At 67.2% G+C, this 18,159-nt stretch carries 14 protein-coding genes, 1 pseudogene and 1 CRISPR repeat array; of the genes and pseudogenes, 6 read left to right on the top strand and 9 right to left on the bottom strand.

Annotation, left to right across the window (positions count from 1 at the left end; all coding sequences use genetic code 11):
* Positions 1-105: 105 nt before the first annotated feature.
* A CRISPR array of direct repeats spans positions 106-621; the repeat unit is 28 nt; unit sequence GTGCTCCCCGCCCGCGCGGGGATGATCC.
* Positions 622-809: 188 nt separating this feature from the next.
* On the top strand, positions 810-2,072 hold the full coding sequence (locus tag AB1K54_RS16725; RefSeq protein WP_371203896.1) for an IS110 family transposase: 1,263 nt from the start codon (positions 810-812) through the stop codon (positions 2,070-2,072).
* Positions 2,073-3,036: 964 nt separating this feature from the next.
* Here AB1K54_RS16725 and cas2e read toward each other — a convergent pair.
* The 8 genes from cas2e to cas3 form a co-directional block, all read right to left on the bottom strand.
* Positions 3,037-3,408: a type I-E CRISPR-associated endoribonuclease Cas2e gene (gene cas2e, locus AB1K54_RS16720; RefSeq protein WP_371203895.1), complete on the bottom strand. Its 372-nt coding sequence runs from the start codon at positions 3,406-3,408 to the stop codon at positions 3,037-3,039.
* Positions 3,409-3,411: 3 nt separating this feature from the next.
* Positions 3,412-4,353 carry a type I-E CRISPR-associated endonuclease Cas1e gene (cas1e, locus tag AB1K54_RS16715; RefSeq protein WP_371203894.1) on the bottom strand — a complete coding sequence of 314 codons (942 nt, stop codon included), beginning with the start codon at positions 4,351-4,353 and terminating at the stop codon, positions 3,412-3,414.
* Positions 4,354-4,357: 4 nt separating this feature from the next.
* Entirely contained in the window at positions 4,358-5,044 is a 687-nt protein-coding gene (cas6e, locus tag AB1K54_RS16710; protein ID WP_371203893.1) for a type I-E CRISPR-associated protein Cas6/Cse3/CasE, read from the bottom strand.
* Positions 5,044-5,757, bottom strand: coding sequence for a type I-E CRISPR-associated protein Cas5/CasD (gene cas5e / locus AB1K54_RS16705; RefSeq protein WP_371203892.1), 714 nt, complete (start codon positions 5,755-5,757; stop codon positions 5,044-5,046). Before cas5e ends, cas6e begins: the two co-directional genes overlap by 1 nt.
* 4 nt (positions 5,758-5,761) lie before the next feature.
* Complete coding sequence (gene cas7e, locus AB1K54_RS16700) at positions 5,762-6,901, bottom strand: type I-E CRISPR-associated protein Cas7/Cse4/CasC (protein WP_371203891.1); 1,140 nt, start codon at positions 6,899-6,901, stop codon at positions 5,762-5,764.
* A gap of 40 nt (positions 6,902-6,941) precedes the next feature.
* A complete protein-coding gene (gene casB / locus AB1K54_RS16695) occupies positions 6,942-7,586 on the bottom strand; it encodes a type I-E CRISPR-associated protein Cse2/CasB (protein WP_371203890.1) in 645 nt (214 codons plus the stop codon).
* A complete protein-coding gene (gene casA / locus AB1K54_RS16690; protein WP_371203889.1) occupies positions 7,583-9,310 on the bottom strand; it encodes a type I-E CRISPR-associated protein Cse1/CasA in 1,728 nt (575 codons plus the stop codon). Before casA ends, casB begins: the two co-directional genes overlap by 4 nt.
* Before the next feature lie 383 nt (positions 9,311-9,693).
* Entirely contained in the window at positions 9,694-12,624 is a 2,931-nt protein-coding gene (cas3, locus tag AB1K54_RS16685) for a CRISPR-associated helicase Cas3' (RefSeq protein ID WP_371203888.1), read from the bottom strand.
* A gap of 120 nt (positions 12,625-12,744) precedes the next feature.
* Here cas3 and purL point away from each other — a divergent pair, with 120 nt between their 5' ends.
* The 4 genes from purL to AB1K54_RS16665 all read left to right on the top strand — a co-directional run bounded on the left by purL (position 12,745) and on the right by AB1K54_RS16665 (position 16,258).
* Positions 12,745-15,093, top strand: coding sequence for a phosphoribosylformylglycinamidine synthase subunit PurL (gene purL / locus AB1K54_RS16680; RefSeq protein ID WP_371203887.1), 2,349 nt, complete (start codon positions 12,745-12,747; stop codon positions 15,091-15,093).
* An 8-nt stretch (positions 15,094-15,101) separates the two neighbouring features.
* Positions 15,102-15,236 carry a hypothetical protein gene (locus tag AB1K54_RS16675; RefSeq protein WP_371203886.1) on the top strand — a complete coding sequence of 45 codons (135 nt, stop codon included), beginning with the start codon at positions 15,102-15,104 and terminating at the stop codon, positions 15,234-15,236.
* Between the two features lie 91 nt (positions 15,237-15,327).
* Entirely contained in the window at positions 15,328-15,501 is a 174-nt protein-coding gene (locus tag AB1K54_RS16670) for a hypothetical protein (RefSeq protein ID WP_371203885.1), read from the top strand.
* 55 nt (positions 15,502-15,556) lie between these two features.
* The gene (locus tag AB1K54_RS16665; protein WP_371203884.1) at positions 15,557-16,258 is read left to right on the top strand and encodes a hypothetical protein; all 702 of its coding nucleotides are present in this window, start codon (positions 15,557-15,559) and stop codon (positions 16,256-16,258) included.
* 27 nt (positions 16,259-16,285) lie between these two features.
* Here the strand turns inward: AB1K54_RS16665 and AB1K54_RS16660 are convergent.
* Positions 16,286-17,112, bottom strand: a pseudogene (locus AB1K54_RS16660) (integrase core domain-containing protein).
* A 118-nt stretch (positions 17,113-17,230) separates the two neighbouring features.
* Here AB1K54_RS16660 and AB1K54_RS16655 point away from each other — a divergent pair.
* Positions 17,231-18,157 (top strand): hypothetical protein, encoded by a 927-nt coding sequence (locus AB1K54_RS16655; RefSeq protein ID WP_371203883.1) that lies wholly within the window; start codon positions 17,231-17,233, stop codon positions 18,155-18,157.
* The last annotated feature ends 2 nt before the right edge of the window (positions 18,158-18,159 follow it).

Below are 18,159 nucleotides of genomic sequence, written 5' to 3'. Positions count from 1 at the left end.
TGGGTCATCGTGGGATCTCTTCTTTGCTTCTTGGCGGAAACAACTGGTCATCCCACGGTGGCCCTCAATCGTCAACGACGACGAGGAACCGCAGGAAGTGACACCACGCTATGGGACGCACCCGGGATGATCCGCGTCGAACCCGAACATCCGACCCACTTGCGAAGTGCTCCCCGCCCGCGCGGGGATGATCCCGGGACCGTGACCAGAGACTCAGCGGCCGCGCCGTGCTCCCCGCCCGCGCGGGGATGATCCGCTCGCGCACGGCACGAGCCTGAAGATCGATTTGTGCTCCCCGCCCGCGCGGGGATGATCCCGCCCCGCAGACGGCCGCGAACTCACCGTACTGGTGCTCCCCGCCCGCGCGGGGATGATCCGGCGACGGGGCAGCCCGTCTTGAAGCCGCGGCCGTGCTCCCCGCCCGCGCGGGGATGATCCGAAGAGATGCGCGACGACGAACGGAACGCGGTGGTGCTCCCCGCCCGCGCGGGGATGATCCGTCGCGTCGCAGGGTGGAGTGTTGCGCGTCGAGGTGCTCCCCGCCCGCGCAGGGATGATCCCCGCAGCTCGGCGTAGTCGTCACGTTCGCTTTCGTGCTCCCCGCCCGCGCGGGGATGATCCCAACACCCGTTACTTTCTTCGTGACCGTCTGGCGGAGGATGCTGGGTGGTGACGGCCTGCTGGGCCCGGCATGATTGCTGCCCCCTGTCCTTGATGATCTGGGGGGTGTTGTCACCGGGTCTGGTTGGCGGTGTGTGATCGCTGATAGGGGCTGGACCCGAGCGTGCTCGAGGCCGTTCGTAACGTGGATGCCGAAACGCACCGTCGCGGGCGCCGTCGCGAGTGAAGCGGAGGACACTGTGGTCACCAGCATCGATAGATACGACGAGGTCGACGTGTTCGTCGGGCTCGACGTCGGCAAGGGCGAACACCACGCTGTCGCCCTTGACCGGGCCGGGAAGCGGCTGTTCGACAAGCCAATGCCGAACGACGAACGCCGGCTAAGAGCAGTGCTCGATCAGCTCGCGATGCACGGCGCGGTGCTGCTGGTCGTGGATCAGCCGGCGACGATCGGCGCGTTGCCGGTCGCGGTCGCTCAGGCTTGCGGGGCGCTGGTTGGCTACCTTCCCGGGCTGGCGATGCGGCGCATCGCGGACCTGCACCCGGGAGAGGCGAAGACCGACGCGCGGGATGCGGCGATCATCGCTGAGACGGCGCGGACGATGCCGCACACGCTCCGGTCGATCCAGGTCGCGGACGAGCAGGTTGCAGAGCTGAGCATGCTCTGCGGGTTCGACGACGACCTCGCCGGGCAGATCACCCAGGTCTCCAACCGGATCCGCGGCCTGCTTACGCAGATCCATCCCGCGCTGGAGCGCGTGATCGGGCCGCGGTTGGACCATCCGGCGATGCTCGATCTGCTGCAGCGCTACCCGTCACCGGTGGCGATGAAGGCAGCGGGTGAGAAGCGGCTCGGGAACCGACTGCTCAAGAACGCGCCCCGCAAGGGCCGCGTCTGGGCCGCCGAGATCGTGACGGCGCTGGGCGAGCAGACGGTCGTGGTCACCGGCACCGACGCCGCGGCCCTCGTGCTGCCGCGACTCGCGGAGCAGCTCGCTGCGTTGCGGAGACAGCGGGATGAGATCGCCGTCGAGGTCGAGAAGCTCGTCGAGCAGCACCCTCTTCAGCCGGTTCTGACGAGCATGCCCGGAGTCGGCGTCAGGACCGCGGCCCGGCTCCTCACCGAAGTCACCACCAAGACCTTCCCCGCCGCCGGGCACCTCGCCGCCTACGCCGGCCTGGCGCCCGTCACCAGACGCTCCGGGACCTCGATCCGAGGCGAACACCCCTCCCGCCGCGGGAACAAGATCCTGAAACGAGCCATGTTCCTCTCCGCATTCGCCGCGCTCCGAGACCCCAAATCCCGCGCCTACTACGACCGCAAGATCGCCCAGGGCAAACGCCACAACCAAGCCCTCATCGCCCTTGCCCGACGCCGATCCGACGTCCTCTACGCGATGCTCCGCGACGGCACCCTCTACCAGCCGCGAACCGTTCAGCTGGCGGCGTGATCTTCTTCGGCACGGTCATGCACGAGAACTACGGTCCCCTGATGGAATCGAATCTCGGGAACCCCGTTGCTGAGATCCCATATCGAAGAGTGACGACTACACCCTGTCTCTGACTTGAGCCGGTATGTCACGAGCACAAGGTTGGGAGCGAGTTCGTTGAACTGCCACTCGTCAGGCTCCGGGCATCTCGCGATCCGGCTCTGCGCCCAGAGCCGACACGATCTCTCCACGCGTCCAGCGCCGCCCGGAACGACCGATCTCAACAAAGCCCGCGCGAAGGAGCTTGTCGACCTCACCCCGATCTCGGCGGACATCGCTGGTGAGCAACGCCAACTCAGCGTCCTTGACGACGCGGAAGCGCTCACCAGATTCCCACATTGCTCTCGGAGCCTAGCCCCCAACCCGATCCGACTCGCATCCGAGCGGCACATCCAACGCCGAGCTCTCGCTTGACAAAAGACATAGGGGCACCCCCCCGAGGCGGCCCCACCACCTGGATGTGCTCCCCGCCCGCGCGGGGACGATCCCTGTTCCCACGTGGTCGACTGCTCGATCTGTCCGTGCTCCCCGCCCGCGCGGGGATGATCCCCCGTACCTTCGCAAGAAGGTCGAGGAGCGCGCGTGTCCCCGCCCGCGCGGGGATGATCTCAGGAAGTCGCCCCGATAGCCGGGAACCGTCACGGCGGGTTGGGTGCTCCCCGCCCGCGCGGGGATGATCCCGCAGCGCTCGACCCGGCGCACTACGTGAGCGCGTGCTCTCCGCCCGCGCGGGGATGATCCGTATCCGGGCAGCTTCGGCTATCCCGATCGTGTGTGCTCCCCGCCCGCGCGGGGAGCGTACCGAGGCCCTCGGTCATGTCCGCCTCGAGCGCGAGCTCGAACACAGTCTTCGTCAGAGTTCCCAGCAGCCCGCCCGGCGGAGCAGGCTGACACCCTGCCCCTGCTCCGCGCCATTCGCGCACGCCTACTTAGCGCGTCCGCGACGCTTCGCAGCGTTGCTCCAACCAGTACGCTGCGCAGCGCCGATCGCTCCACCCGTCGATGGCTGTGCTGCCTTATTAAGCTCGTGCGGACGCAGCATGAGCACCACGCCCTCGACGTCTACGGGCTCCCAATGGTGACCGTGCACAAGAAAGTCGAGTCGCTGCTCGTTCCGCGCCGAGAACACCATGATCGCGCGCCCTGACCGCACCATCTCAGTTGTGCGCTTCCACATCAGTTCGCGAACGCGCGTCGACACGGATCCGACGAAGACGCCCGCCGAGATCTCCAACAGCCACCGTGTCAGGTATCCGCGCAGCCCACTCGGGCAGGCCGTCAGAACAAGCACGACCATCGCTCAGCCGTCCGTCCCGTACGCGGTTGCGCCGGCTACATTCTGCTGCGCGCCATCCCACAGGTAGACGATGTTCTCGCCGGAAGTGGCATCCTCTTCACCGTCGTCCGGAAGAAGAAGACGGCGGATGTCACGCACACAGCGGTCAAGAAATGCACCGCCGCGGAACTGGTCGCGTAGTGCGCGGCGAGCCGCGCTCCCGATGTCGAAGGGCGCTTCCGCCGCGAGGTCGAATGCCAAAGGAATGGTGAGCTCCGCTTTGTACAGATCCGCGATGTCGTAGACGAAGGATCGAGCATGCCCCGTGTGGACGAACCCGAGACCCGGAGAGCACCCGAGCGCGACGATTACGGAGTGGACCACGCCGTAGAGGCTCGTGTTCGCCGCAGAGAGCGCTTGGTTCACGGGGTCGCTCGCCTCGAACACCGCTACGTCGTAGTCCCGTCGACTCCACGGCACTCCCGTGCGATTCGAATGATCTCGGTAGGCGCGACGGATGCGTGAGCCTTCACGACCTCGGAGCTGCTGAATCGTGAGACCCGAGGTGTCCTCTCCGGGGAACCGCATCGCATACATCTCACGGGCCACACGAAGCCTCGAACTCTGATTTGACATGAGTCGCGCCTGCGCCTCGAGCAGCCGCGAACTGTGCGAAAGGGAACGTCCATGCGCGTAGTATCGAACACCTTCCTCACCCACCCAGACCACCGTCGAACCGCTCTCTGCCATGAGCAGCATCGCTTGTTGCGTGACGGTGGTTCCGGGACCGAGCAGCAACGCTCCCAGCGAGGCAGCGGGAATACGCATCACTCCACGTTCCTCCGTCGCCGTGATGGCGTTCGCCTCGCGGTGAATACTGCACTTCTCGAGATAGATGAAGGTCAGGCGGTCCTGAGCACGAACCAGATCAGGAAGGTCCGGGGGCCTGGCCCCTGGTACTGCCATCACATCACCAGTCCGGAGCGATCGTCATAAGGCCGCATCCGTAGCTCTTGGCGCGACCGATCCCGTGTGTAAGGGTTCGCTTGAATGCCTCTCGGTCGGTGACAGTGAGAGTGCCTTCGAATGTCGCCACCCGCAGCGTCACGCGAGTTTCGCGTCTCGAGAACGTCAGAGTCCGTCGATCCGACACGACCAAGTCGAGCGCCGCCGGAATCTCGCCGTCCGCCGCGCTTTCGACAGCCAAAGCACGCGCAACCGTGAAGCCCGCTGCCTCCTGTCGACGCAGGAGCCACTCCTCCTGCTGCCGCGCGGTCACATGGCCGTAGACCTTCCCTCGCCGGCTCTCCTCGACACGCGAAGACCTCGTTGGGTTCGCGGTCAAGCGGAAGGCGTAACGGTGCCCCTGCTCAACGCGCTCGAGCAACGGTCCGTACTCCCGCACCTGTTGCGTTTCGGGCAAAGTCGGCCATCCTCCCTGTTCGGCGAGCGCGGTGAGGTCCGGGCGTTGAGGGCTAACGATGTACACGTTGCCTACCGTCTGGGAAAGATCCAGCCTCCACAGCACGCGTCCTTCCGGTCGCGCAGACGCATCCGGAAACGCCGCCATAACGGCCGCATGGAGCACGTGCGACGACTCGAAGAGCGGTCGGCCTGCGCGGCGGTTCGGGTTGAGCTGGACGCGCGAGAGGAACATCACACCTCCTCGTCCGCGACGAGAATCATCGGATCATGGCCTGTCGGCCGCGCCCGCTGCGCTTTCGATGTCGATGAGGTCCATATGACTTTCACATCCCGCCAGTCGTGACGCCGGCGGCGAGGATCGAAGCTTCGTGGGACGTCCTGCAGGGACACGTCAGCGGTCTCCCCGGCGTGAGCGTCGAAGAGCATCTCCAGCGGCGGATGTTGCTCGCCCGCGTGACGTCGGAAAGCCGGGGTTGCGCGCCATTCAGCCGTCGCGATCGCTTCTCGCAAGTATTGATCGACGATCTGGGTTCTGAGCGGACCCGCAGGCGGAAACGCTCGGCGCCCGAGGTAGAGCGGGAATCGCGGGCGTCGGAGTGCCTCCCGGATGTCAGAGATGACGACTTTGTCCACGGCATACAAGCCGACGAGAAACACTGCATCGGCGAGATAGTGCCTCTCTGAAAGCGGCATGGAAGTGCGGCCGTCCAGCGTACGTGCGGTCTGGAAGTCCCGCTCGATCCGGCCAGGCTGGTCGACGCGCACCCCGAACTCCAGTGAGTCGAAACGATGGAGCGAAGCAGTGCGGTCGAGCCCCATCGCAGCCGCCACCAGACCGATGACGCCACTTCGCGTCGGCGCGGTCTCGGTGGCGCGTGTTGCGAAGCGACTACGTGAGCCCCATGCCTGCTGGGGCCCCGCAAGGTCGATGAGAAGGGTGGGCATCGCGTCAGGCGCTCTCCGCCAGACGGCCGGATACGACGTCACCCAAGGCAGCGACAGCGGCGGTGAGAGACGTCGGCGTGCCCAGTTCGTCCAGCGCCGCCGTCGATTCGCCCACGCGTGCGACCCAGCTCTTCACGGGTGTCGTGCCGAAGACCGTGTCGATCCGTTGTGCATAGGTGCTCAGCTTCTCACTGGCCGTCCGCAGCCGCGGGTTCTCGGTGACCGCCTCTTCGAAGGCACCGACCAGGTTGACCGGCTGGCCGTCGCGGATGCTGAGCACGACGGCATCCGGCAGCGTTCGATTGGCGAAGCTGTTCTGCTTGCCGGACGGCATGCTCGTGACGAAGGCCAGCACGAAAGCTTCGACGGCGCGACGGGTCGCGTCGGCGTCACCCAGGTTCTTGAGCAGGCGGTCGACATCGACCGTCGCGTAGCGATAGAGAGTGGAGGAGTTGAACTCGACGGTGCCGATCATGCCTGCGCCGGCGTCCTCGTTCTCGTCGGCCGCCTTGTGGTCGTCCACGGCCGTGAAGTAGTCGAACTCTGCCTCGACGGGGTGCACGCTGATCGCATGGGCGACCTGGCACGCGGCATCGACGTTCAGATCGCTCGAGTCTGCCACCATCCTCCCGAAGAGGGAGAGATCGACCGAGTTGGAGGTGTCGAGTGCTCTCTTCACGTCTGCAGCCTTCAGCGCGGTTTTCGGGTCATCCGACGTGTTCGCATCGAGGCACAGCTGCGCGACGTTGTCGAGTTGGAGCGCACTGAGAAACAGAAGGTAGCCCGACTCGTCAGGGAGCGGGTTTTCGCTCGTGGACCTGCGTGCCGCGCTGAGCTTGATCCCGGCGGCGCCGAACGCGAGGCCAGCGAGTTCCTGCGCACGTTCGACCGAGATGCGCGCGTCCTTCGCGACGATCCGCTCGCCGAGCAGTTCGACCACACGCTTAGTGCGCATACCGAGGGAAGATGCGTCGAGGACGTCGGCGAAGGCGAGTCGGGTCGCACGCTTCCACGCTTGGCTGGAAACTCTTGCGCGTCGAACACCGCCGTACACAGCGGACTTCGGACTGCCGGTGTCGTCGCGATTGAGATTGCTGGGCGGGACCGTCTGCAGAATGCTGATGTCGAGGATGGTGCGGGTCATTGGTGCTCCTTTTCAGAACGGATCGAATATCTGGGATCGGTCAGTGCTCGGTCGTCGACGCGTCCGCGTCATCACCGTCGTCTTCGGGATTGTGCTCGCGATAGAAATGCCGGCCCCAGGCCAGCCGCACACCATCCGCCCCGCTCGTGCCCCGCAGGTCGAGCAGATCGCGCCCGAATTGGCCGTAGTCCAGAGGGATGCCGTGGGCGCGGAGTTGTTGGATCAGCCCGCGCGCGTGATTCATCGTCTCGTCCCAGGTCGTCGCCGTCGCCAGCGCCGTGAATCGAGCCCGCACGGCATCCCGCGCCCCGGATCGTCGACCGAGCAGGCGTGCAGAGCGGCCGAACGAGTAGCCCTTGCGATGCATCCTGGCGTCGCGATGGGACTGTTGATGAATGGCGAAAAGCGTCAGGGCTGCGTAGGCCGCTCGCTCGGCGTCAAGCGGGCGGTTGTCGAGCCCGTTCGGGTTTGGATACAGCCCCGCCATGGTCAGCCCAACGAGTCGCACATCCTCTCCGGGCTGCTGAGATGCGCCGCGCCGCAGCATCGCCAGTTCAGCGACCGCGGCGGGGTGGTCGTTCAGGTACCCGCTCTGCAGCCGCTCCGCTCTTGAAGCGACGTGGATGGCCAATCGCTCGCCGAGGGACTTGCGATCGGCGGCCTCCGGTTCCGCGGCCATGGTCATGCGGGTTCTCCTTCTCCATCGGGCCGGGCCGAGCCGGCGATCGCCTTCGCCGTGAAGGGCCCGAAAGTCTTGTTCAACGCTCGGAGGAACCAGCCCTCGGCCCGGGGGGTGGTGATGAGGTCGGTGCGTCCGCCTCGAGTCACCTCGCGTCCTGCCCATGCGGCAGGGCTGGCGCCGGTGACCGCCTCACGACCCAGCCGCATGAGCACAGAGTGGGCGCTGCGCTTCCAGCCGGCGATAGCGTCCAGCGGGTCCTCATCGCCCTGGAGCCCCGCGAGCCATGCACGGTACGGCCCATCGAGCGCGGCGTAGGCGAGATCCCCTGCGCGAGCACGACTCCCCTCGCCCGCCCCCCCAGCCGCCCGCTCGAGATTCTCGGCCAGGCGGCGCAGATGCATCACGCCTTCGTCAGCAAGCCGCACGGCCTCTTCCGCTTGTAGCGCGAGCGCACGATTCGACGCGCTCAGCAGAGCCAGCGGAATGGCGACCTCATCATGCAGCACCTCGTCCACAACGGAGTTATTGCTTCCGTACACCACTCCGATCGACCGAAGGCGCATCAGTGATCCTGCTGCCAGTTCGCCTACGGCGTCTCGCGCGATCCACTCGACGACCCCCGGGATGAGCCCGCTTGCGACCCCGGCTTTCGGCCCGAGCGGGGATACTCCCGGGAGTAGCGCTCCGATGCCTCGCCAGAGCGCCCTTCCGGCCTGGTGCTCGCGAGGCATGTAGACCGTGTGTTTTGCGACCTTGGTCTGAGGGTCGCTGTACCGCCAGGCGCTCATGGGCTCATACGTGTACTTGTTCTGCGGCGTGAGCTTGTCGCCATTGGCAACCAGACATCCCACGACGCGGTCATCCTCGCGATAGAGACGGATGCGGCGGGACTGCCACGTGTAGAGGCGTACGGGTCCGTTCGGCAGCAGGCCTTCGCGCTCGGCCGGGGTGTCGGGAAGGTCATCCTCCCACGGAGGGACATCTGCCTCGGTGTCCGCGTCGATCCCGTAGCCCGGCGCGACCAGATTGAGCAGCAGCGTGTCTTTCAGCGTCGTCCCCTGGGCAAAGACGGCTCCCAGCAAACCCGACCAGGCGACTCCGATCGGATACCCCTTGCCGCGCTTGACTCGGCCATCGCCGAGGGCACCGGACTTTATCCCAGAGGCGTCCCATGCCTGCGCGTTGACGAGCCAGCGCGCCGCCTCGGCGAACGACAGATCCTTGGCGCCGCTACCGCTGCGATTGGTGAACAGTCGGTTGTTGCTCGGCAGGTCGAGGATGAGCTGGGCCACCCCTTTGCTCTCACCAGACGCCGTTACAAGATTCGCTACCTGATAGAAGGGCCGCTCCGCATCGAAGAGGTCGAGCCTCGCCGCGTAAGTGTCGAGATAGCCGTTGATGAGCTGCACAGGCAGCCCACTTCGGCTCCACTCCTCCCAGCGAGCCGTCGTGAGTCGTTCACCGCCTCTGACGCGATAGAGGATCGCGAGCATCAGCCGCAGAATCGCGAACGACTGGGTCGGAAGCTCACCCCGGATTTCGCGAATCTCGTGTGCGCGACGGAACGCATCGCGAAGCGACACCTCTGCCGAACGGCCGTCGCCCAGTTGAACAGGGATCCAGGGCTGGGTGACCAGCGAGAACCCGTCGTCGGATACAGCCAATTCGTCCTCCCCAGCGCACATCCACATGTGCGCTTCGACGTCGATGTCGGTGGCTCCTGCCACGATTGCTTGCGTCCGAACGTACAGACAGTCACCCCAGGCGTCAAGAGTCTTCTTAAACTTCTTTTAGATTGGACGTTTATGTGAATCGGCCGCCACTCAGTTCAAGACACCCCCGCGCGGGCGGGGAGCACGAATGCGACTCCATATCTTCTCTTGGAGTGGACGGGATCACCCCCGCGCGGCGGGGAGTGCGTGGTCTTCGGGATCCCTGCGGGAAGCCTAGCCCGGCTGATCCTCATCGAGTCAAAGTGTGAACACATCATTGAAGAAGTGACCGTACTCACCACGATAAGGTTTGACGTACGTTCGTGATCGGAGGGGACCATGCGGGCGCTCTTCAATCGCAACAGCTATGCAAAGGCTTTGAAGACGCGTCCGCGCAATTAGACAGTGCGCCGTTCGTAGAGCAACCCGTCCGCCGGCGAGTAGCGCAGATCGAACTCATTGAGCCGAGCACGACCGTCCATGTCGAACGCGAGAACCAGTTCGCCCTTCAAGGCGTAGCTTCCATGCCACGAGGGCAGATCGAACGATCGCTCGAGTGCGGCGATGTGCCGATCGATCGCGTTGCCTCGACACATCCCCGGCGGCAGGCGGAGCACGCATCCAAGGATCGCTCGCGTCAGTCTTGAATTCGGCGGCTCGTTCGCAGGAATCTGCTGACCGCCTTCGGGAACCCACACCGGGAGGAGAAACGTGCCGTCCATATCACGCTGCAGCACGATCACCTCGAGCGTCTCATCCGTGTCCCGCACTGTCGCCCGGCCGGGCGGGGTGAGCTCGGGGTCCGCGTCGGGCGCAGAGATCCAGCCGATCAGCGTCGGGTCTTCGCCGCGCACGGGCTGGAGGAGGCCAGCGCGCGCACCCTCCGTCTTCTTCTGCTCGATAGATCTGTGGTTGCGCGCCGCTTCGACGAGCGCATCTCGCCAAGACGGCGGTACGTAGTCCGTGTCATCGCTGTAGACGAGCTCGACCAGTGGGCGGATGTCGTTGGGAAGCGCGATGCTGCCCCGTCCCTCGAGTGCCGCCATCGTGCGCAAGAGGATCGCCTCCGAGTACACGGCCAGGGTGCCCTTGTCGAAGACGGGCGAGGCGCCGTCCCTATCCACGCCGGTGAGGAAGAGACGCGGTTCACGCAACGGCGCTGGACGCTCTCGCCACGCATGGCGATGCAGGCGCCCGCTGCGCTGAAGCAGCAGATCAATCGGCGCGACATCTGTCACCATCAGATCGAAGTCGATATCGAGCGACTGCTCGATCACCTGCGTCGCGACGATGATGCTCCGCGGCGGACGCGTGCCCTTCGGCCCGTACGCGTCGAGCAGCGACCGGTCCTTGGCCGCGCGATCAACTCCGAGAAAGCGTGAGTGCGCAAGGGTGATCTGCACGTCGTCGCCTGCGAACGCCTCCCGCAGAGCTGCGGCGCGCTCCTGCGCCCGCCGCACAGTGTTGCAGATCACCGCGGCGCACCCGCCGTCTCGCAATGCGGAACGCAGCATGCCGGTCAATGCGTCAGTGTCGTCCGGTAGCCGATCGACTCTCAGAACCCGGCTGACGCCCGCACCGCCTGGAGCGAGGATCTCGGCCGGTCCCGTCACCGAGGATCTCACGATCGAGGGATAGTCGACGACATCGTGCAGTGCCCCGTAGCGCTGAGCGTCGACCGCAGCGCGACGCTCCCTTGCGTGACGCCGCCGATCAAGCAGTGCCTGATAGTCGCTTTCGTCCTCCTCCGCGCGCTCATCGGCCAGACCCGTCGCTTCACGACCGCGGTCGTAGGCCCGGATGAACTCCTCACGCTGACCCGATGGCAGGGTGGCGGAGAGCAGAATCACCGGCACTCCGTAGGCTCCGAGCCACTCGATCACTCGCAACAGGTATTGCCGCATGTAGACGTCGTAAGCGTGCACCTCATCGATGATGACGACCTTGCTGGCGAGGGCGAGGTGCCGCAGCATGACGTACCTGCTTCGCAGACCTGCGAACAGGGCTTGATCCACTGTCCCCACGACAAAGTTCGAGAGCGGACCGCGCCGTGGGGCGGCGAACCATCTGTGCGCCACGAGCATCGAGTCTTCGGACGCCTCCCGGTGCGAACTGTGCTCATCGCCGATCGAGCGGAAGTGGGCCTTACGGGTCTTCTGCTCGTAGTCGCGGTTCTGTGAGGCCCGTCCGCGTGCGAGGAAGACGGATGCCGGCACGTCGAGGCCGAGCCGCTCTCCCCACTCGAGCACTCGCGAGAACATGCCATCCGCCGTGGCCTGTGTCGGCAGACCGACGAAGATTCCGCTGAGACCGAAACGCGATGCGACGATCTCGGCGGCCAGGAGCGCGGCCTCGGTCTTGCCCGAACCCATTTCGGATTCCAGGACCATCAGCTCAGGGGCCTCGGTTCGGAGCGCCATCTCTACCAGCGCCGTCTGCGTCGCGTGAGGGATCGCCCCGTCGGGAAGCGTGAATCGCTCCGCAAGGAGTGTCGCTGCATCCGTGTTCGACGGCGCGGCGGCCCACGGGCGCGGAAAGTCGAGCGCTTGCCACGCTCCCCTCACCCGGTCGGGAGTCGTGTGCGTGGGCCAGGCACCCAGTTCGGCAGCGTCCAGGAGATCACTGCTCGCGATCCAATCCGCGACGATGACGAGTGCGCTGAGCAGCACCAGTGCGGGTTGTGTGAGGATCGCCGAGCGCCAGTGGGCGTGCGACGCACGCGAAGCGAACGCTGCATCAGCAGCCGACAGCAGCTCCCGCCTCACGTCCGCCCAGGAGCCTTCACCGATGAGGTGGGACCGGGGTTCAGCCGACCTGACTTCCGCCGCTGTGGCAGGACGACCGTGGTGCGAGGCGACGACACTGGCCAGCGCTTGGGCAGCGTCGGGGTCGAAGAGATGCTCGCTCATCAGCCATTCACGTACGGCGAGGAAGCCGACGAGTTCGTGACGGGTGCGCCCACGCTCATCATCGTCCTTGATCCGCGGGTCACACCGAAGACCGGCCACTCTCATATCCTCAGCCAGGCTCTCGACCTGAACAGCGAAGGCCGGCGAGGCCTTGCCGATGTCGTGTACACCGGCGAGCCACGTCACGAGATCGCGCGCGGCATCCTCCGAGCCGACACATCGTCCGATCGTCTCCTTGACCGAACGCGGTGCCCATTCTTCCCATAGAAGCCGCGCGACTCCTGCGGCGTCATCGAGATGCTGGTAGAGCGGAAGCCAGCCGATCAGCGGGGGCTTCTGAGTCGGGTCAGTGCGGGTCTTCGCCCACACCGCTCTCGCGGCCGGACTCAATGACCGATCCTCGATGAACGTCGCCCGCATCGGTTCCCCTCCGCCCTCGTGTCCCCATAATGATGCCGCCATCCGCCGACACGAGTCGGACGACCCCGGCTCAACTAGACTGAGACCGTCCGGCGCCCGCGATTCCTGGAGCTCAGCCGCATGACCACCCCCACCTCGGCCCCGGCGGCCGCACGCCCCGCTGCCGACACCGTCGAAAACGCCGTCGCCACCCCTGAGAAAGAGCAGCCGTTCGCCGCTCTCGGCCTCAAGCCCGACGAGTACGCGCAGATCAAGAGCATCCTCGGCCGCCGCCCCACGTCGGGCGAGCTGGCGATGTACTCGGTGATGTGGTCGGAGCACTGCTCCTACAAGTCGTCCAAGATCTACCTGCGCAAGTTCGGCGAGAAGGTCTCCGACCAGATGCGCGAGCGCCTCATGGTCGGCATGGGGCAGAACGCCGGCGTCGTCGACATCGGCGAGGGCTGGGCGGTCACCTTCAAGGTCGAGTCGCACAACCACCCGTCGTACATCGAGCCCTTCCAGGGCGCCGCGACGGGCGTGGGCGGCATCGTGCGCGACATCATCTCGATGGGCGCACGCCCGGTCGCCGTCATGGACCAGCTGCGCTTCGGCGCCATCGACAACCCCGACACCGCCCGCGTCGTGCACGGCGTGGTGAGCGGCATCTCGTTCTACGGCAACTGCCTGGGCCTTCCGAACATCGGCGGCGAGACCGTGTTCGACGCGGTCTACCAGGGCAACCCGCTGGTCAACGCCCTCGCGGTGGGGGTGCTGCGCCACGAAGACCTCAAGCTCGCCAACGCCTCCGGCCCCGGCAACCAGGTCGTGCTGTTCGGCGCCCGCACCGGCGGCGACGGCATCGGCGGGGCATCCATTCTCGCGTCCGACACGTTCGCCGACGGCGGCCCGACCAAGCGCCCCGCGGTGCAGGTGGGCGACCCGTTCGCCGAGAAGGTGCTCATCGAGTGCTGCCTCGAGCTGTACCGGGGCGAGCTCGTCGAAGCGATCCAAGACCTCGGCGCCGCCGGCATCTCGTGCGCGACCAGCGAGCTGGCCGCCAACGGCGGGTCGGGCATGCGCGTCGACCTCGAGAAGGTGCTGCTGCGCGACCCCACGCTCACGCCCGAAGAGATCCTCATGAGCGAGAGCCAGGAGCGCATGATGGCGATCGTGGCCCCCGAGAAGCTCGACGCGTTCCTCGAGGTCACCTCGAAGTGGGATGTCGAGACCAGCGTGCTCGGCGAGGTGACCGGCGACGGGCGCCTGAAGATCTTCTGGCACGGCGAGCAGATCGTCGACGTCGACCCTTCGACGGTCGCAGTCGACGGGCCCGTCTACGAGCGGCCCGTCGCCTACCCGACGTGGATCGACGCGCTGCGGGACGACTCGGCCACCGCCCTCCCCCGCGACCTGGACCCTGCCGCGCTGCGCGAGCAGTTCACGCGCCTGGTCGCGAGCCCCAACCTTGCCGACACGTCGTGGATCACCAACCAATACGACTACTTCGTCGGCGGCAACACGGCCCTGGCGTTCCCCGACGACGCCGGCATGGTCCGCGTCGACGAGCACTCCGGCCTCGGCTTCGCGATCGCCACCGACTGCAACGGCCGCTTCTGCCAGCTCGACCCGTACGAGGGCGCCAAGCTCGCCCTCGCCGAGGCGTACCGCAACGTCGCCGTCACCGGCGCGATCCCCACCGCGGTGACCGACTGCCTGAACTTCGGCAGCCCTGAGAACCCCGAGGTCATGTGGCAGTTCTCGCAGGCCGTCGACGGACTGTCCGACGGATGCCTCGAGCTCGGCATCCCCGTCACCGGCGGCAACGTCAGCTTCTACAATCAGACCGGCGACCAGCCGATCTTCCCGACCCCGGTGGTGGGCGTCCTCGGCATCATCGACGACGTCGCCCGCCGCATCCCGTCGGGCTGGCAGGACCCGGGTGAGAACATCTACCTGCTCGGCGTGACGGCGACCGAGCTCTCGGGCTCGCAGTGGGCCGGCACGATCCACGACCACCTGGGCGGACGCCCGCCGCGCGTCGATCTCGCGCAGGAGCGCAAGCTCGCCGAGCTGATCCACGCAGGTTCGCAGCAGTCGCTCATCTCGTCGGCGCACGACTTGTCGTCGGGCGGCCTCGCGCAGGCCCTCGCCGAGGGCGTCACCCGCTTCGGCGTGGGCGCGCGCGTGTGGCTGAACGAGATCATGGAACGCGACGGGGTGGATGCCGCGACCGCCCTGTTCTCGGAGTCGACGGGCCGCGTCATCGTGACGGTGCCCCGCGAGGACGACGTCAAGTTCCGTGGGCTGTGCGAGGGCCGCGGTTACCCTGTGCTGCGGATCGGGGTCACCGACTCGGCCGCTGACGGCGACCCCGCGACCCTCGAGGTGCAGGGCCTGTTCACCGTGCCGCTCACCGAGCTGCGCGACCTGTCGACCTCGACCCTGCCGGCCGCCTTCGGCCCGACAGTGGTCGAGCCCGCCGCCTGAGGACGCACATGACCAACGACGACGACTACGAGGGCTTCAACACCGCCCGTGAGCGCCGCACCAAGATGGTCGCGTGGGTTGTGATCATCTCGCTGATCCTGGTGGGTGGCGGCGCGACAGTCTTCTCCCTGCTGTTCCGCTGATCGCCGCAGGGATCAGCCGAACCGGTTGTCGAGTGCGCGCGAAGCGCGCGTATCGAGACACCGCTCGGGCCTGGTGCCCTAGGCTCGGGCCATGACGGACCGACCCACGCTGTGGACCCGCATCAGAAACCTGATCTCGCCTCCGCCCGAAAACTACGACACGCGCAAGGCCCGCCCGAGCGGCGCCGCACCCGACCAGCAGCTGCCGATCTACGAGGCGACCGACGCCCGGCGCGCCGGCGGCACGATGCAGATCGGCGGCTGAACGGTCTCGGGGGATTCCCTGCCCACCGCGTGAGGCCCGCCGTTAGCATGGCGGTGTGGAGACGTTCCTCCTGCTGATCGAGAGCTGGTGGTGGGTGACCCCGGTCGCCGCCGGTGCAGGCGTCGCGGCCTACGGCGGTCTCACGACCCGTCGGCGTCGCGCGCGCCGGCTCGAGCTCGACGCCGAGCGCGAGCAGGAGTCCCGCTCGTACCGCGCCCTCGTCGAAGCCCGCGCCCAGGTGCGCCATGCCCAGGCCGCGTCGTACGCCGCGCGAGCGGTGCCCGGTGCGACCCTCATCGAGTCGATGGTGCCCTCGACCCCTGAGGCCATCGCCGCGTGGCGGCGCGTGCTCGACGCCAAGCGCGCCGAGAAGGCCGCCGCGTTCGCGCTGCGCGCCAGCCGCAGCCGCATCAAGGCCCTGCAGACGCAGTACCGCGCGGCATCCCGCACCGATCCGCTGCCCATCGAGAGGGTGTTCCAGACGCACGACGCCGTGATCGCGCGGTGGATGGCGTACGAGACCGACCCCGCGAAGGCACTGGACTATCCGCAGATGCTGGACCCGCGGCATCCGGCGACCGTCGCCTTCTTCGAAGCTCATCGCGAGGCCGCGCGCCTGCGCCCCGCGTCGGCGCGCGAAAAGGTGACGCCGCAGCGGTTTCTCGACTATCGCGCCGCCGTCGCGGCGACCGTCGCGGCCTTCGACGAGGCGGAGCGGCAGTCGGGGGCGCATACGCCGCCTGCGAGGCGGCCGTGAGGGCGCGACCGGCGCCGGCAGACCTCGCTAGCTGTAGGTCTCCGGGACGTTCGGAACGCGGTTGATGGGTGAGAGTCCGCCGATGCCGCCGTGGGCTCTGTGGTGATTGTATTCGTGGAGCCATGCCTGGTAGGTGGCGGCACGTTCGGTCTCGGATCGGTAGGGGCGGGCGTAGGCCCATTCGGTGGCGAGGGTGCGGTTGAACCTCTCCACCTTCCCGTTGGTCTGCGGACGGTAGGGGCGGGTGAACTTGTGCTTCACGTCGGTGCCCAGCGCGGTCTCGAACGCGCGGGAACGATAGGCCGAACCGTTGTCCGTGATCACCCGGGCCGGGAGGTCTTCCGGTTGGCCTGACCCTGCTGGCGGCTCATCACACGGTGCCCGCCGCCGTCGGGGATGCGGCCGAGCTTCTTGATATCGACATGGACCAGATCACCGGGGTTCGGATGCTCGTAGCGCACGGGCTTGGGGCGACGCACCGGCAGCCCGGTGGCCTTGTCCACGTGCGCGAGCAACGGCATCCGGTAGCGGCGCAGCACGTTCTCCACGGTCGAGCGCGACAGGTGCAGATGCCACGCGATCCGGTGCGGACCCCACCGGCGGGTGAAACGCAACGCGATGATCCGCCGCTCCGTGCGACGGGCCGTGCGCGTCGGCGACGACAGAGGCCGGGACGACAGATCGCGCATCCCGGCAGCACCGGCGAGCCGGTACCGGTCCGCCCATCTCTTCGCGGTCGCCGGCGAGCAGCTGAACCGCTCAGCGGCGCGCCGCAACGGCCAGCGGGAGTCGACGACCAGACGGGCCAGCCGTAGACGACCGGTCTCAGACAAGGGAGCGTTAGCGTGAGTCACGAGGGTCTCCGTGTTGACGATGCGAGTGTGGTAACCCACATCGAACCGGAGACCCTCACCCCTCAGCTCACGACCCGCTGATCACAACCTCCCGGAGAGCTACAGCTAGCATGACAGGGTGGAGGACTTCTGGCAGTTCGCCGGCAACTACTGGTGGCTGATCTTCCCCCTCATGGGGGTGCTCGCCGCGGCCGGCAACGCTTGGGAGCGCGGTGTGCGGGGCCGTCACAAGCGGCGCCTCGAAGTGCTCAAGGCCAAGGCCGAGCTGAAGGCGGCGCAGGCTGCCGCGCGCGGCAGGACCGGGCCGGATTCCCCCAACCAGATCGCGGCACAGGTGACGGGCGCCGTCGCCGCAGGCATGGGCGCTGTGCCGGCACAGGCCACGCGCGAGACGCAGTCGACGCAGCTTGAGCGCCTGTTCGCCGAGCACGACGCGATCACCGCGCGCTGGCTGGACTACGAGCTCGACGTCGCCAAGATCATCGCGTTCCCCGCGATGAGCGACGGCCGCCAGCCGCTCACAGCCGCGTTCCTGCGCGCCAAGCGGGTCGCCGACGGGCTGCGCCCGGCCTCGTCCAAGGCGAAGCTCACGCGGGAGCAGCTCACCGAGTACCGCAACGCCGTCGCCGACTTCGAGGTCGCCTTCGACGTCGCCGAGCGCGACGCGCGGCGCCTGCGCGACTCGGCCTTCAGCCCGAGCGAGCGCAAGCGGCTCGAGACCGCCAAGAAGCTGCTGACCGTCGCGATCGACCAGGCCTCGACGCCGGCCGAGCGCCAGCTCGCCTACAAGCGCGTGCGCGAAGAGCTCGACGGGCTCATCTCGATCTCGGACGAGGCGATCGAGGTGCTCGAGAAGAAGGTCATGCTCGAGCTGCCGTCGAGACCGGCTCGGCAGACGCCGCAGGCGACGGATGCCTCGTCCCCGCCGCCACCGCAGCCGCGGCCCGTCCCGCACACGCCGGGTGCGGCATCCGCTCCGGCGCCCCAGCCCGGCGTGTGGCCCGTGCCCTCGCGCACCACCGACCCGGGGGCGCCGCCGGCCTGACA

This window comes from Microbacterium sp. BWT-B31, assembly GCF_041379855.1.
Taxonomy (GTDB): Bacteria; Actinomycetota; Actinomycetes; order Actinomycetales; family Microbacteriaceae; genus Microbacterium.
Note: the sequence above shows the minus strand (reverse complement) of the source record. Positions and strands in the feature narration are given on the sequence as shown.